This is a genomic window from Mycobacterium sp. SM1, from assembly GCF_018361265.1.
GTDB lineage: Bacteria > Actinomycetota > Actinomycetes > Mycobacteriales > Mycobacteriaceae > Mycobacterium.
In genome coordinates, this window is sequence record NZ_JAFLNH010000005.1 from 14719 (window position 1) to 29566 (window position 14848).

General features: G+C 63.7%; 16 protein-coding genes and 5 pseudogenes. 4 read left to right on the forward strand and 17 right to left on the reverse strand.

The features are described from left to right. Window positions 1-215 precede the first annotated feature (215 nt). The 10 genes and pseudogenes from MSM1_RS20125 to MSM1_RS20165 form a co-directional block, all read right to left on the reverse strand. Window positions 216-1094 (reverse strand): hypothetical protein, encoded by an 879-nt coding sequence (locus MSM1_RS20125; protein ID WP_213445859.1) that lies wholly within the window; start codon window positions 1092-1094, stop codon window positions 216-218. A gap of 11 nt (window positions 1095-1105) precedes the next feature. After that, window positions 1106-1537, reverse strand: a complete 432-nt coding sequence (locus MSM1_RS20130; protein WP_236057282.1) for a recombinase family protein — start codon at window positions 1535-1537, stop codon at window positions 1106-1108. Window positions 1538-1542: 5 nt separating this feature from the next. Next, the gene (locus tag MSM1_RS20135; RefSeq protein WP_213445863.1) at window positions 1543-1725 is read right to left on the reverse strand and encodes a hypothetical protein; all 183 of its coding nucleotides are present in this window, start codon (window positions 1723-1725) and stop codon (window positions 1543-1545) included. A 223-nt stretch (window positions 1726-1948) separates the two neighbouring features. Continuing rightward, window positions 1949-2272: a hypothetical protein gene (locus tag MSM1_RS22245; RefSeq protein ID WP_236057286.1), complete on the reverse strand. Its 324-nt coding sequence runs from the start codon at window positions 2270-2272 to the stop codon at window positions 1949-1951. Window positions 2273-2588: 316 nt separating this feature from the next. Next, on the reverse strand, window positions 2589-3737 hold the full coding sequence (locus tag MSM1_RS20140; protein WP_213445866.1) for a hypothetical protein: 1149 nt from the start codon (window positions 3735-3737) through the stop codon (window positions 2589-2591). Window positions 3738-3803: 66 nt separating this feature from the next. Continuing rightward, a complete protein-coding gene (locus MSM1_RS20145; protein ID WP_213445868.1) occupies window positions 3804-4292 on the reverse strand; it encodes a hypothetical protein in 489 nt (162 codons plus the stop codon). 12 nt (window positions 4293-4304) lie between these two features. Next, entirely contained in the window at window positions 4305-4931 is a 627-nt protein-coding gene (locus MSM1_RS20150) for a recombinase family protein (protein WP_213445870.1), read from the reverse strand. A 1-nt stretch (window position 4932) separates the two neighbouring features. Beyond that, the gene (locus MSM1_RS20155; RefSeq protein WP_213445872.1) at window positions 4933-5304 is read right to left on the reverse strand and encodes a hypothetical protein; all 372 of its coding nucleotides are present in this window, start codon (window positions 5302-5304) and stop codon (window positions 4933-4935) included. A 482-nt stretch (window positions 5305-5786) separates the two neighbouring features. Beyond that, window positions 5787-6107, reverse strand: a pseudogene (locus MSM1_RS20160) (AAA domain-containing protein); the annotation flags it as partial. 83 nt (window positions 6108-6190) lie between these two features. Beyond that, on the reverse strand, window positions 6191-6550 hold the full coding sequence (locus MSM1_RS20165; RefSeq protein ID WP_213445874.1) for a hypothetical protein: 360 nt from the start codon (window positions 6548-6550) through the stop codon (window positions 6191-6193). Between the two features lie 221 nt (window positions 6551-6771). Here MSM1_RS20165 and MSM1_RS20170 point away from each other — a divergent pair. Continuing rightward, window positions 6772-6920 (forward strand): annotated as a pseudogene (locus tag MSM1_RS20170) (transposase); the annotation flags it as partial. Between the two features lie 491 nt (window positions 6921-7411). Here the strand turns inward: MSM1_RS20170 and MSM1_RS22605 are convergent. The 4 genes from MSM1_RS22605 to MSM1_RS20185 form a co-directional block, all read right to left on the reverse strand. Next, the gene (locus MSM1_RS22605) at window positions 7412-7546 is read right to left on the reverse strand and encodes a hypothetical protein (protein ID WP_282101013.1); all 135 of its coding nucleotides are present in this window, start codon (window positions 7544-7546) and stop codon (window positions 7412-7414) included. A 175-nt stretch (window positions 7547-7721) separates the two neighbouring features. Next, entirely contained in the window at window positions 7722-8537 is an 816-nt protein-coding gene (locus tag MSM1_RS20175) for a type VII secretion target (RefSeq protein ID WP_213445876.1), read from the reverse strand. Window positions 8538-8744: 207 nt separating this feature from the next. Continuing rightward, window positions 8745-9191 carry a type II toxin-antitoxin system HicB family antitoxin gene (locus MSM1_RS20180; protein ID WP_213445878.1) on the reverse strand — a complete coding sequence of 149 codons (447 nt, stop codon included), beginning with the start codon at window positions 9189-9191 and terminating at the stop codon, window positions 8745-8747. Beyond that, entirely contained in the window at window positions 9188-9403 is a 216-nt protein-coding gene (locus tag MSM1_RS20185) for a hypothetical protein (protein ID WP_213445880.1), read from the reverse strand. Before MSM1_RS20185 ends, MSM1_RS20180 begins: the two co-directional genes overlap by 4 nt. 180 nt (window positions 9404-9583) lie before the next feature. Here MSM1_RS20185 and MSM1_RS20190 point away from each other — a divergent pair. The 3 genes and pseudogenes from MSM1_RS20190 to MSM1_RS20200 form a co-directional block, all read left to right on the forward strand. Beyond that, window positions 9584-9817: pseudogene (locus MSM1_RS20190) on the forward strand (IS607 family transposase); the annotation flags it as partial. Window position 9818: 1 nt separating this feature from the next. Continuing rightward, window positions 9819-10508: pseudogene (locus MSM1_RS20195) on the forward strand (transposase); the annotation flags it as partial. A gap of 63 nt (window positions 10509-10571) precedes the next feature. Continuing rightward, window positions 10572-11710, forward strand: a protein-coding gene (locus MSM1_RS20200) for an IS3 family transposase (RefSeq protein ID WP_213445882.1) whose coding sequence is annotated in 2 segments (ribosomal slippage) — window positions 10572-10842 and window positions 10842-11710 — 1140 coding nt in all. Because the reading frame shifts where the segments join, the coding sequence is not laid out codon by codon here. A gap of 141 nt (window positions 11711-11851) precedes the next feature. On the opposite strand, the gene MSM1_RS20205 is transcribed toward MSM1_RS20200, so the two are convergent. From MSM1_RS20205 to dnaB, 3 genes and pseudogenes are all read right to left on the reverse strand, one after another. Then, window positions 11852-12406 carry an exonuclease domain-containing protein gene (locus MSM1_RS20205; RefSeq protein ID WP_307857461.1) on the reverse strand — a complete coding sequence of 185 codons (555 nt, stop codon included), beginning with the start codon at window positions 12404-12406 and terminating at the stop codon, window positions 11852-11854. 17 nt (window positions 12407-12423) lie between these two features. Continuing rightward, on the reverse strand, window positions 12424-13239 hold the full coding sequence (locus MSM1_RS22250; protein WP_307857462.1) for a DUF2637 domain-containing protein: 816 nt from the start codon (window positions 13237-13239) through the stop codon (window positions 12424-12426). A gap of 283 nt (window positions 13240-13522) precedes the next feature. Next, window positions 13523-14839 (reverse strand): annotated as a pseudogene (dnaB, locus tag MSM1_RS20215) (replicative DNA helicase); the annotation flags it as partial. Window positions 14840-14848: the final 9 nt, after the last annotated feature.

Below are 14848 nucleotides of genomic sequence, written 5' to 3' on the forward strand. Positions count from 1 at the left end.
TGCACCAAACCCCGCTCGACCCAGCCACCACAACCGCGCTGCAGCCTATGAACACCGCCCCTACGCGCACATCCGCAGATGAGGCAACGACTCAGTCGCCATTCAGCCCTGGGTATGATTTGCTCCGTCGAGTTCGAGAACCGACTCACTCAGACGGCATAAGCCGCCTGATCGTGTGTCCACCAAACGGGGTCATGCCCCATTTCAAATCTATCTCATGCTCCGCACACTGAGGCTTTGTCCGCGGCTTTGTCGCAGAATGGAACCTGATCACCCAATTGATGCCCTGCGTTCATCGCACCGACGCGGTCGCCATCGATGGTGACGGTGAGTACACGGCCTGGCGCGGTGCGCTCAGGAGGGCACACTCCCGTTCGAGCGCAAAATCGTTCACTAAGCCGGGCGTTGTAGTCGCTTGCGTTCGTCACATCGACTTCGACAGGCAGGCCTGCAGGGATCACACGGGCATCTGAGCTGTCCTTGACGTAGCCGAAAAACGTCCTCCCATCAGGTGCGCCATCTGCTGTTCCGTTGTACGAGGTCAAGCCGACGTGGATGGTGGCATCGGGCATCGAGGCCATGCCGCATGTAGGGCACGCTGGAAAGTCGGGGATGACTATCTCGACACCCCCGTCAGCGGAGACGGTCAGCTCCCGCTCATGTCCTACCCACTTGCCCACCAAGGTGGCGTAGGGGCTAGCCGGGGCCGCAGACGGTGCCGGAGGGAGTGCCGTCACAGTCGGCGGCGCTGCGATCGGCACGGACTTGGTCGGCGCGGGTGCCGGTGCCGGTTGTGGCGCCGATTTCACCGTAGCCGGCCGCGCATTTGGGATCGAGTGCGTGAAGTCTTCGCGATAGAGCGCCAACGAAAGCCACCCGGTAGCCAACGCCATGACGCACACCAGTGCCAGCAGACTCGCCCAGCGCAGCCACCACCGCCAATTGGCGCGTTCGGCGTTTTCGGCAGCTTCCTCGGTTTCGGCTTCCCTTGACCACGCCAACGCGGCGATCTCGGTCAACGATCCGTCCGAGACGATGGCGGTCGCATCGGCCTCGGCGGCGACTCCCGTGGTGTGGTCCGCGCCGTCGTTCATGGGAACCGAACCTACGCTGTTGTCAGCGAGATTGGGAGCATAACAGCAGCTCCTCCTATTCTCGTCGCGCCTCCGGCCCCCGACCGCTCGGCCGCTAGTGCGCGCTCGAAGTGGGCGACCGCGGCGAACACGTGAAACAGCAGCCGCCCGCCGGCGCTGCTGGTGTCGATGGCCTCGGTCAGCGAGCGCAGCTCGATTCCGCGGGCCTCCAGCTCGCCGGCAATTTTCAGCAGGTGCGACAAGGAGCGGCCCAGCCGGTCCAGCCGCCACACCAACACCACATCACCGGGGCGCGCGTAGCCCAGCAGCGCGCCCAACCGCGGGCGGTCGTCTCGGCCGCCCGACATGGTTTCAGTCCAGATACACTCCGCCCCAGCCGCTTTCAACTCCTGAATCTTCATGTCGGGGTTTTGGTGCGCGGTGGAGACCCGCGCATAGCCCAAAACGCTCACCTCCGCGGCGCGTCGCTGTGGTCGAAAACCTCGCCCAGGGCCGCCAGGTTGGCTTTGAAGTCCCGGTAGGCGGCCTTGCGCTCGCCGTCCGTCGCGTAGTCATCGCCGTATCTGTCAAGCCATGCTTGCCAGTGTTCGGCCGCGTCCACGCCCACCAGTGTCTCACCGCGCCACGACATCACTCGGCCCCCCGCGCATATGAGCGGCGGGCGGGCGCGTCCGCGAACCATGTCAAGGCCCGCGGCCGCCGACGGCGGTCGGCCACGTTGTGGCCGAGCCTTGACATGGTTCGTGGGCGCGCCACACACACCACACACTAGCGCCGATAGCGGGGGGCGGGCCGCGGGCTGTTTTAGCGGCCGCCGCTGTGATGGTTGGACGTTTTTGTGGTCCCTTGTCCTTTTATGAGACCGGTGTCCAGGGTTGACATCCGTTCGTCTCGAAGGCCGCTACTGTTGCCGGCACGTTCGCATACATCGGACCCCGAGAGACATCTCCGTCGACCATATCGTCCTCGGTCGCCCCAAGTGTGCTGTACGTCGCCCACGAGCATATTTCGCTCCAGTCTGACGGCCCCTGCGTGTGGTAGGTGCCTGGTGCAACGTCGGTCCCCACCTTGAAGACGCCGTCGCCAGGGATTTCACCGCTCGGCTGGGCAAGGGCGGGTGACGCAAGCGCAACCGCTGCAGCACAGGCAACGCTCCCGGCCGCAATGAATAGGCGCATTCTTTTCTCCCTTCTCCTTGTAGGAATGTAAGACCCTAAAGAGAGACATAAAGGAGAATCTGCAGGAATTTCGATGAGCTGCGGCCGGCCTTGCTGGTGGTGATCGCTAGAACCTCGGTTGTTAGGGCCGCGGAGTTTAAAGACGGTAGCTGCTGCGCTGCTGCCACCACGGGTTCAATTCGATGAGTTCCCAGCCGCGCGGCGACCAGTGCAAGCCCCGCCCGGCCGGCACGCCGGTGATGTCGGCGACGGACAGCACCGGCTGCCGCGAGGTGTGGTAGGTGAGGCCCGCTGGGTGGAGGTGGTGATCGGACCGTTACAAACGTAGTTGGTCGTTGTTGGCCAACTGTGCCGGGGTAACGGTTGCCCGGCCCGGTAGTCGCGTTCTTGCCCGGTTGGGTGCGCGGGATTTTGTTCCCCGTGTCCCTGGCCGGCGGCGGCTACTGGTGTTCGCCTGGTGGCTGTTGGGTTCGGCCTGGTCGGTAGCTCTCACCGCGCGTTCCTCTGGTCGCGTCGGTGTCACACCTTTCCGTCGCCGGGCCCTAAAGCCTTGGGCGCGACGCCCGATCACGGTGGCTGCTGCCTGGTGTCGGGTGACGTTGGGGTAGGGGCGCTGCCAGTGTTGGGCGCCCCAAATGCTGCTGTAGGCGGGGTTGACCGCCAGTAGTTGGATGCCGGCGACCGCGGCCATGCTGGCGAGCCGGTTGCGGAACACCGCGGTCGGCATGCCGGATACGGCGCGGCGGAACCGTTTCCCGCGTGCGCCGCGGCCCATAGTTTCCCGGCCGGTGGCCCGCGCGTCGGCGAAGTCGAGGTCCTCCACCGCGATCGTCGCAACACCGTGGCGGCGCGTGTACTTGATCAGTGCGGTGATGGCGTGGCGGACCTGGGCGTCACGCCGCGACGCCGACCCGGTGAGGTCGATGTCGATCCGCCTGGGCGCACCCACGGGGTTGCCGTGGGCGTCCAGCCGGCGCACCGCCAGGTGCCCATCGTTGAGATCCACTCCCACCACCGGGCCTTCGGCGTACACATCGTCGCCGACAGCGCAATTGTCGCGGCCTACCCAGTACGGCACAGACGGGATCGCCCAGGAAGCGGTCAGATACACCCCAGCCCTGCCGGGTTTGCGGCTGATCGCGTAGGACACCGAGTTAGCGCCGATGATCCGCTGGACCCATTCACCGCCGCGGTGCGCGAACACCGCGCGGCCGGAGAGGACGTAACGGCCTCGTGGGGCGTTCGCGAAGTGTTCCAACGGTTTGGGCAACCGAATACTGACCTGCCCGGCCGGGGTCACTGTGATCGTGAGATTCCCGAACGGTTCATCGGGCGAGCCGTTCGCCCCGATTCGCCACCGGGATGCCTCCCACCGCCGGCGCCACTGAGCCTCGGTCAGACCGGCCTTGTCCAGGTGATGGCGCGTCGCAGCCAGGCGTTTACCGCCCTCCACCACATGCACCACACCGGCGGCCTGATCCCGTTGCGCCCGGGCCAGCTCGCCCCGTAGATGCCGCAGCCGACGTTGCTTCTAGAAACGTTCAGCTTGGTTGGCATACCCTCTGGCGGCCTTGGCTTTTCGGCGGGCCTTACGCTCAGCGACGGACAGCATGTCCGCGGTCGGCGCCGCTAGACGCGCCTCGATGGTGGCGATCGCCGCCCGTAACCCCGCCCCATGGCGGTACTGGGCATCGCGGGCCCGGCGGACCCGAGCATCATTGGCGGCGATGATCGCATTAGCCCACCGCGCCGACGACGCCGCAGTCAACCCTTTCTTGCGGGTATTCAACCGATCCCGACGCAGCTGTCGCCGCTCATCGGCGTCGCGTCCCGCGCCGACCGGACCGGGCCGGGACACCACGGCGAGATCAGCGCGACGCAACCGGCCTAGATGCTCGGCAACCAAGTCGAGCACGCGCTCGTCCTCGCCGGTGATCCGCAATCGGGTGCTAGTCGCCACCCCGGACGGTCCCGCCACCGGTTTGACTCCACGCCAGGCCCGCAGCTTGTCGGCCGTCATGCGGCATCACCGCTAGTGGTCTCGGCGCTCACCGCTGCGCGTAATCGTTTCGCTTTGGCTGAGCGCTGCCCGTAGAGGCGGCCTGCGAAGCTGGTCACGATCGCGATCATGTCGCGCACCAGTTCCGACTGCGCCGAATCGTCCTAGACGGCAAGGCCGCTGTAAGTCACACTCACCCCGTGTCCGGCCAGCAAGTGCTCGGATCACCCCGACCCCGAAGCGTGCCAGGCGATCCGGGTGCTCGACCAGCAGCACGGTCACCGCGGGTTTCATGCACTCGGCCAGCGCTTTACGCAGCCCAGCCCGGCGGTCGGACAGCCCCGAGGCGACGTCGGTGAACACCACCAGATCCGCCCCGCCGAACTCCTTGAGCCCAGCCACCTGCCGGTCGAGATCGCCTTCGACCTGCTGGCGCCGCGACGACACCCTCGCATACCCCACCATCCGCCCACCATCAGCGGGCGGTTTATGGCCGATCGCATCCAGATCGGCGATCCGGAAGATCCGCCGACCACCAGCACTGCGCGCATCCGGCAGCCGGCCTTCTTGCGTGTAGCGGCGCAACGTCCGCGTCGACACCCCCAACCGGTAGGCCGCCGCGGTCGCCGACACATAATCATCAGGGCCACGATGAGCCATGTCACCAATGCCTCATCAGGTCTTCGACCGGAAAAGGCAATTCGAGGCCATCTTCGGCCAGCATCGCCCGCACATCCGCTGCGGTGACGTTCTCGCCGTCCTTGATCGCGTAGAACACCGCCTGTTCGAGGTGCTGCACGAATTCTGGGCGCTGCCCACACCAACGCTGCACACGTCGTTTCGCCGCGGCGCGCTCGCGCTTCTTCTTCGCCGACATCGACTTAAAGGCGTGTGCGCGGTGCGCGTTTTGCGCGGTCTTATATCCGTAGCCCTGAGCATCATCGAGCACCTCACCGGTCGCCTCGTCGACGACGACATACCGCTTGTCATAGCTGCTGGACAGCGAGGCGCTGACGACAACCTTCGCGCTCATCGCATTTCCTCCAACACGCATCGAACGCACCACCACCATGGCCAATAATGACCAACAAAACCATCCGAACCCGGACCGGCGAGAGTCCAGCAGTCACATACTCTCAAACAAGTCCGACAACAACCGGCCGACCGCTACCGGCCAACAAAATCACCAACTGTTCTCAACCCGACGGCACCCTGTTCAAAGCCGCCGAGCTGATGTGCATGTCGCACTATTACACCATCACCGAGGCACGCCAGGCCCTGCAGCGGCGCGCCGGTGACGGGTGGGGTGGTGGTGGGCGACAGCTCGACCAACCGACTCGCCGTCCTGCACCACGAACCGACGGCACTCGGGCGCAGCCCCCGGTAGCAGAGTCTCGCCCACGGCCACACCTGCGCCCCGCCGCGACGCCGTCAGCCGCCAGCTAGCCCACCAAGCCATCCAGGACACCCCGGTGCCGGGTGGGGCGTTTCGGCCCACCCTTAAGCCGGTTGTGGCTACAGCGCCGCGAGTACAGCTTGCGCGTGCGCTGCTTGGGGGTCGTCGCTGGCGGCGTTGAGCAGCGGCGCAGTGGCCGGGTCGGTCAGGATGGTCAGGTGTGCCCGGTGCCGGGTCAGGGTCACGCACATACGACCGGCGTCGAGAGCGAACGATTCGGCGGAGCGGTAACCCGCCATCGGGTGCAGCGCGACCACAGCAGGTCGCTCCATGCCTTGCAGCGCGTTGACTGTGCCGACCAAAACACCGGGCATGTCGGCCAGTAGTGCCCGCACAGCCCCGGCTTGGGCGACGTGGGGAACCACGACGACTGCGCGCGCCGTCTCAAACCGTCGCCGCAGATACTCCTGCCGCGACAATCCGCGCGCCGCCGCAGACGCATCGATGTGCGCCACCAATCACGTCAACGGTCGTCGGCTTGTTGTCGTTGTCGTTGGCGTATTTTTCGACGGTGAGCCATGGAGCGCATCATTTGGTCCGGAACTCTGGCGGAGGGATGCAGACGAATCACGGTTACCGTGTGGCCACCTTCGACCCACGTGTGGGTGCCCTGCACCTGTTCGATCAGCGGCGCGAGTTCTCGCGCGCGTCGCTCCGTTTCTATTTCCTTGTCGCCCGCGATGGCGCCAAAGTCGTGGAGTGCCCGCACGAGCCATCTAGCGGTCGTGTCGGCGTGTGCCCATTCCTCGGCCGGCGTGTAATACCCGCCGATGTATCCCGGCCCCTCGATTTCGAACGTCCACATCGACTCAATCGAATCCATCTGGTTCATGCGGCGCGGAAACGCCGCTTCTCCTTTCGGTGCGTTCATTGATATGTGTGCGGGCATGTCGCTGCGCCCCGTGAGCGCCGCGATACCTGTCGATCATAGGGGACGTAGCGCGGCGGACCCCGGGCTTTAGCCCTGGGGGTGAGCGCGTCAAAGCGCGTGTTCCTGGCGTGTCGTCGCGTTAGATAGGCGCAACCTGTCTACTGTTGTCGGGTATGGGTGTTACGTTGCGGACGAACGCGAATATCGCGTTTCAGTGCGCGTATCACGTTGTGTGGTGCCCGAAGTACCGGCGCGCCGAGTTATCGGCGGGCGTATGGAGGAGCGGCTTAAGGAGATCATCGCTGAGGTGATCACCGAGAAGGCCCGGTGAGCAGCTGGCCTTCGATAAAACCGGTCACCACAGCCCCGCGGCCGTGCCCACCCCTAATTACGCCATCACCCAACAGCTTCCAACCCCCATCAGCGCATCCCAACAGCGCAGCCACCACCGCCCCGGCCACCGAAAACAAGATCATCACAGCCCGGCTGAAAAATCAGGGTCAGAGCGCACAAAATTACCTCGGCGGCTATCCCAGCAATCTGCCGCGGCCACGACCCATCCCTGCCTTCATTCGGGCGACAGCGTCATCGAGTTCGACGTCAACCAGGGGCCGCATCGCATGATCTTCAGCGAGCGGACCGGGTTCCAAACCAGCCGCCACTCACCAGATACCGCGTGCCCCACGAACCGCTCGTTCAGGGTACGAACAACTTGCCGAGCAAGTAGCTCGATATCCCGGCGGGCACAAAGGAACCCAATAGCCGTGTCGCTGTCCGACGGGCCTGGGGCTGAGCCGCGGTCGGGCTCGTGAATCACTTTACGCCTCTCGTACCGTCATCGCCGTAGCCGTCTTCGTCGGGGTAGTCGCCGGCGGGCTCGGCGCCGCTGCCCGCGCCGGTCAATGCGCCGACCACGGTCGGCACCATCTGCGGTGCCCCGGTCAGCATCGACGTCGACTCGGCGTCGATGGCTGGGAATTTCTCGAGGGTGTCGCCTTATTCGCCAGCGCGGTCGCCATGCATGTCGTTGGCGTCGGCGGTGTTGGCCGGGTCGCCACTGTTCGTGGCGGCGACCAAGGCGTTGTAGAGGCCGTCGATCGACGACCTGGCCGGAGCAGGCGCGTCAGCCACACGACCCGGCCGCCGGGTGTGTTTCAGGTGGTAGCAGCGGTGACCTAGGCTGAGCCGGTTCAGGAAGTAAATCGTCGTGCCACATGTAGATACCGGATCCCGGCAGCCACTCGCGGTATCCGTACGGCGCAAGCGCATGTGAGCCAGGCGGAATGATGACCGCACCAGGGAAATCGGACTTCGGTGCCCACGCACCAGTGCCAGGACCTAACTCGATATACGGCACTCGATTGCCGTTCGCGTCGTAGGTCGGTGCCGGCCCAAGGCCCCCAGGTTCTTGGATCTTCAAGCCAGGAAGCTCATCAGAGCGCACAAAATTACCTGATCTTGGACCGATTTCAACCCATTTTGGGCCATCGGGCGGATTCGCTGGCCCAAGCCCGCCCGGACCGGCGATATAGGGCATGTGCCGCTTATCACCAGGCTTCCAGTTATGTGAATCCAGTGGCACCGCCGCATCAACGTCCTTGTTACCACCAGGGACGCGGGGCTGATCATCGGGCCAGTCAATAGATTTTGCGCGCTGTGCCGCCTGCGCGTCTTCGCCGGTATAGGCAGCGGCGTGTTCGGTAAACCGCTGCGCGTAGCTATTGAAGTCCATGACTTTCGCCATCAGCGGACCATCGGCGTTGGCCAGCCCCGCGGCAATACCAACCGCGGTGGGATAGCCTATAAGGCCGTGGGTATCAGCGATGCGTTGCACCTCGACAACCGCCTGGGGCGAGATCAGGGCAGCACGGGCCGCCAGCTCGGTGTAGGCGTCAGCGACACGCAATAAATCAGCCGGATTCACATTCAACTCTGCCATCGACTACCTTCCTAGCGCCGACATAGATGCACTATATGACCAGAAAGTGACACGGGAAGACAGATGAGCGGATTGACGCCTCTCCCGCTGGGAGCCTCGCTCCAACGCGCGGAGGACGTCAACTAACTGCCGACCATAAGACCTGGCTCAGCCCGGCTGGTGGCTGTTAAGCACGGAAGGGAACCGGCCCCGCCAGGACGTGGACCGCTAGGCCCTTGCTGTAGCGGCCGAAGCTTCGGAACCCCCACGTGCGGTTGGCTTTGGTTGACTGCCGGCGGCCCCCGATGTTAATAGCTGCTGGGCTCGCTGGTACGATATGTTGAGAACTTTTCCGATATCACGCACGGTTAACCCCAGCGTTTTGAGTTCTTTTGCCGCAGCGCGGTATTCACACGCTGCCATAGATTGGGCGCGAGCTGCTTCACCACGCCGCCTGGCGGCTTCGTCAAGGTGTTGACGCACCTGCGCTGGCAGCTGAATATCTACAGCCACATCGAACGAGTCCAGGGGCGCTTGCAACCACACTGCGATCAGGTCACGGGCCATCAACTCGATTTCGCTAAGGGTGCGCGCCTGAGTCCACTGATCAATCTCCGGGATATGGACGAGCCAGAACCGGTCACCACGGGTTGCAACCGCGTGGTAGGTCTTCATCGCCACCATCCTTTACCAAGTTTGGGTTCGCACTGTTTGTAGATTTTTATGGCCAGATAGCCATCGACGACGGGGTGACGCGCGATGGGGATCATTAGCCCATCGAGGTTGTAGATGGTGTGGTTTGCGCCCTCACGTTGAATTTCAAGGCGCAGACCGGCCTTCTTCGCCCCCTTGGTGATTTTGTCGATGACCTCTGTCCGTTTAGGCATACTAGCAGTCTATCCCGCAATAGACAAATATGTCAAGGCGACCCTAGACATCTTGTCGTCGTGACGCTGCCGCTGCAGCTTCACCGAACCTTCTTGGCCGTTTACGGCCGGCAGGAAGCCCATCCAGTCGGTCGGCCCGCGTAGCGGGTCGGTTTAGTCGGGCCGATTCTGCTGTTCGATGTGGAGCATCGGGGTCGGTTCTGCCGGTTCGGCTCGGAGTACGTCGAAGCCGCTCTTGGTGCCTAGGGCCGTGAGCTGGTGGTCTATTCGGCTGAAGTCGATGACGACCCGGTGGGCGATATGAGCGAGATCCTCACCAGTATGTGCGCTCGGTTGTATGGCAAACGCGCTGCGCCGAACGGGGCCAAGCGCGCGCTGGCGGCCGCGGTGTCCGACGAGGTGGAGGTGGCCTGAGATGCCGCGTTTCGAGGTGCCCGACGGCTGGTGTGTGCAGGCATTCTGTTTCACCCTGGACCCGAACGGGGGCCAGGCCCGCGCGCTGGCGCGGCATTTCAGTGCCCGCCCAAGGCATACAACTGGGCCGCCGCCACGCTGAAAGCCGATATCCGGGCCTGGCACGCCACCGGTGTCAAGACCGCGAGGCCCTCGCTGCCGGTGCTGCGCAAACGCTGGAATCAGGTCAAAGACGAGGTGTGCGTCAACGCCGAGACGGGCCAGCCGTGGTGGAGTGAGTGCTCCAAAGAGGCCTACGCGGGCGGGATCGCCGCCGCGGTGGACGCCTACTGGAACTGGCAGAGACTCCTGATCGGGCAAACGCGAGGGCAAGCCGATGGGCTTCCCCCGGTTGAAGAAGAAAAGACGCGACGCCGAGCGGGTGACGTTCACCACCGAGGTGATGCGCGTGCGGGTGCTGGTGCAGCGGCCGATTCAGCCCGGCGTGGCGCTGCCCGAGTCGCGGGTCGGTGTCGACGTCGGGGTGCGCCGGCTGGCGACCGTGGCCACCGCCGGCGGCGGCGTGATCGAACAGGTGGCTAACCCGCGCCCGCGTGGCGCCGCGCTGCGCGAGCTACGCCACGTGTGCCGGGCACGGTCGCGCTGCACGAAAGGCTCACGGCGCTACCGTGAGCGTGAGGTGAGCCCGTTGTAGTGGTCCAGTCGTTGTGCGACTCTGATGCCCGTGGTTCGGGCAGGAAGAATCGACAACGACATGACAGCAAACAAGCGTCGGCGGCACACGCCGGATCAGATCATCCGCAAGCTCGCCGAGGGCAACAAGCTCCTCGGGGCAGGCCAGGAACTCAGCGAGGTGTGCCGGCACCTGCAGATCGCCGAGTCGACGTGGCATCGCTGGGTTGCCCAGTACGGGGGCATGAAAGCCAGCGACGCCAAACGCCTCAAAGAGCTCGAGGCCGAGAATGCCCGGCTCAAGAAGATGGTCGCCAACCAGGCCCTCGACATCGACATGCTCAAGGAGATTTCGGCGGGAAACTTCTAACCCCGAACCGCAAGCGCAGCGCTGTGACGATGCTGCGCGAGCGGTTCGGGGTCTCTGAACGCCGAGCCTGCACGGTGGTGGGTATCCACCGCTCCACGATGCGCCTGCAACCGGCGCCGATCCCCGATGAGGAAGCCGAGCTGGGTGCCTGGCTGCGCAAGTTCTCCACCGACCGGCCACGCTGGGGCTGGCGGCGGGCCGCCAAGATGGCCCGGCGCGCCGGCTGGACGGCCAACAACAAACGGATCCGCCGACTGTGGCGCGAGGAAGGGCTGCGGGTTGTGCAGCGCCGCAAGAAGAAGCGGCTGACCGGCATCGGTGTCGCCGTGGGCGCGATGTCACCGATCCGTCCGAACGTGATCTGGGCGATGGACTTCCAGTTCGACACCACTGCCGACGGGCGCACCTTGAAGATGCTCAACGTGATCGACGAATTCACCCGCGAAGCCCTCGCAATCGAGGTTGACCGCGCTATCGACGCCGACGGCGTCGTCGACGTCTTGGACCGCTTGGCCTTACAGCGAGGAGCACCGTGCTACGTGCGCTTCGACAACGGGCCCGAGTTCATCGCCCACGCTGTCAACGACTGGTGCCGATTCAACGGCACCGGTTCGCTGTTCATCGATCCCGGCTCGCCGTGGCAGAACGCCTGGATCGAATCGTTCAACGGCCGGCTCCGCGATGAGTTGCTCAACTCCTGGCGCTTCGACTCGCTGCTGGAAGCCCGCGTGATCATTGAAGACTGGCGACGCGACTACAACGCCAACAGGCCCCATTCCGCCCACGGCGAACTCACCCCAGCCGAGTTTGCCCTACAATGGACCACGACTCACCAACCCCAAGCCGCATAACGGCTGGACCATCAAACGGGTCCCCCTCAAGCGCACCGCTGAAGGCCGGGAAGGCCCGCGCAATGAGGCTAAAACCAAAGTCGCACCCGCGACAAAGGAACTTCGCAAGGAGTGCGCCAGAAATGAGACTCACAAACGCGGCTAGCGCTCCACACAGACCGCTCGCACTGGCAGTGCCATACCACGGTCCTGGGCGCGCTTGAGCGATCGCGCTAAAATGGCGGCGAGCACACGAGCGTCGTCGAACGCGTCGTGTGGGCGCGCCTGCGGCACCCGCCAGTAACGCGCCAATGTGCTCAGCTTGTGGTCGCGTACCGGCAAACCCAGCCGGCGGGAAAGCTCCACTGTGCACATCAGCGCCTCCACTGGGCACGGCACCGGTGTACGGCGAAACTCGTCCATGAGAAATCGGAAATCGAAGTCCGCATAATGAGCAACTAGTACGCGCCCGCGCAACAATCCGGCGAGACGTACCGCGATCTCACCGAATCGCGGCCACCCAGTCAGCATCTCGGCCGTGATCCCGTGCAAGTCGGTCGGTCCCGGCGGAACACCAGGATCCAGCAGCGACACAACAGAATCAGCGATGATGCCGTCGTCGTCGACAGCTAGCGCGGCAATACTGACCACCCGGTCTCTTTCTAGGTCAAGACCGGACGTCTCGACATCAACCACAGCCCACCGTGGAGCACCCACTCCACCAGCATGACAGCTCATACCGACGTCGCTGAGCGCGGTGATGCGGTTGTGATCCGGACCAAGATTTCATCTGCGGTTTGTTTGATCATGCGGACTTCACGGTGGTGCAGGGCGGTGTCGGCGCAAATGGCTCGTTGTGAGTCGTTGTTGTCATAGAGACGTTCCAGGATCTCGGCCACTTTCACTCGTGGTAGTTCGGCTATCTTGCGTACGTCACTGGTGTGCGCTTGCACAACGCCGGCAATGGATTCCCACCACAGGCGCCGCTCCGCCGGAGAACTCGGACCGGTGTATGCAGCGCTTGGCAACGGCGGATCAGTGCCGCAGGAGCCGGACATTTTAAAGCGGCTGTCAAGCGGTGTTGTCAGAGATAGGAGCGCTAGCGTGGAACAGATCAGTGAGAGATCTACGGCCATCGGCCATAGCCAGGCGGTGTCCCGGCTCATTCCCAGCATGATCGTCAGGTCGCGCAATGAGACGAACGACATGGCGAACGCGCAGGCGGCGACCCCAACAGTCAATAGCAGCCCAGCTGTGAGTACGATCCCATCAACGCGACGGTACCCGCGTCGGCGGGTTTTGATCAGCAGCGCAACCGAGTGTGTTGAGCCAAGTAGGACGGTCGGCGGCACAGCGGCCGCAGTGGCGGCTAAAAGCTTCAGATGCGTGGTCGGCGCGGTGATCCAGGCGTGGATGACGTTGCCGCCGACGGAAACTACGGTGGCAAACAACAGCCACATCCAGAAGAACCACAGCGCGTGGCGATGCGCGGCTTCGAAGCTGGCCTCATCGGGTGTGTTCGCAGCCACGGCGCGATCGGCGGTAGTCACCTCTGTGCTCCGCGCCGCTGGTTGGCCCACCGGTGTTGGTTCGGATAGGCCACACACTGCCGTCTGGTGCATCGGCACGCCGGGGACCTGTGCACCGTTACGGTGAACATCGTTACAGGCTGGAGCGTCCTGCAGGAGGGTCATCTCAGCTGCGTCCCCTATCATGAATACGTTGCGCGCAGACTAAATAATCGCGCTGAGTGCGTTTCGGGCGTGATGGTCGGGATCGTAACAACTACGACGGACACCGTGGGTTCTCGGCACAGACGCTACAAACACCGTCTTATATTCGCGCAAGATCACGGAACATGCTCATGTCAAGTAACGCCGCCACGGTGCAGGTTTTTTGAGGACCGTTGCGGTGTTTGGCCAGTATCAGATCTGCCTCCCCTGCTCTGGGGCTGTCCCGCTCATAGGCACCTGGTCGGTGAATGAGAATCACCAGGTCCGCGTCTTGTTCGAGCTGGCCAGTCTCACGTAGGTCAGCAAGTTGCGGAACTTTATCAGCGCGCTGCTCAGGTCCGCGGTTAAGCTGGCTGATCGCTATGACCGGCACGTTGAGTTCTTTAGCCAACAGTTTGAGGCTCCGGGAAAATTCCGCCACCTCAGTCTGACGGGACTCCACACGCTTGCCAGATGTCATCAGCTGCAGGTAGTCGACCACAATTAGCCGCAGGTCGGCCCTCTGCTGGAGCCGACGCGCTTTTGCCCGGATTTCCATTATGGTCAGATTTGGCGAGTCGTCGATATACAGTGGCGCGTCAGTTATCTCGCTCATGCGCTGCACCATTCGCATCCAGTCGTCGTCGCTGAGCCGCCCAGAACGTATCCCGGAAAGTTTGATCCGGGATTCAGCTGACAGTAGCCGCATTACAATCTCCGACTTGCTCATTTCAAGGCTGAAAATAACACTGGTCATACGGTGCTTAATCGAGCATGACCGCAATATGTCCAAGGCCAGCGTCGATTTACCATGCCCTGGCCTGCCAGCCACAACGATCATCTGACCTCCATGTAGACCGGTGGTTACCTCGTCGAGTTCGCTAAACCCAGTCGGCACGCCTTGGGTCAGCCCGCCGCCACACTGGATCGCATCGATTTCGTCCATGGTGGCTTGCAGCAGATCGCCCAGCGGCTCGTAATCCTGGCAGCGGCGGTTGTCGGTGACGTCGTAGATTTCGGCTTGAGCCCGATCGACGACCTCGGCCACATCCGCCCCAGAGCCGCCGGCGTACCCGTATTGCACCACCCTGGTGCCGGCGGCGACCAGGCGGCGCAGTATCGCCTTCTCTGCGACGATGGTGGCGTAGTAGCCGGCGTTGGCCGCGGTGGGAACTGTCGCGATCAGGGTGTGCAGATACGGCGCACCTCCCACGCGGCGCAGTGCTCCACGCCGATCCAGCTCGGCAGCGACCGTGATAGGGTCGGCTGGCTCACCTCGTCCATACAGGTGCAGGATCGCCTCGCAGATCACCTGGTGGCTAGGACTGTAGAAATCGGCTGGCCGCAGTCTCTCGAGCACATCGGCGATCGCGTCCTTGCTAAGCAGCATCCCGCCCAGCACAGACTGCTCCGCATCTAGATCCTGCGGTGGCTGACGCCGATCAAC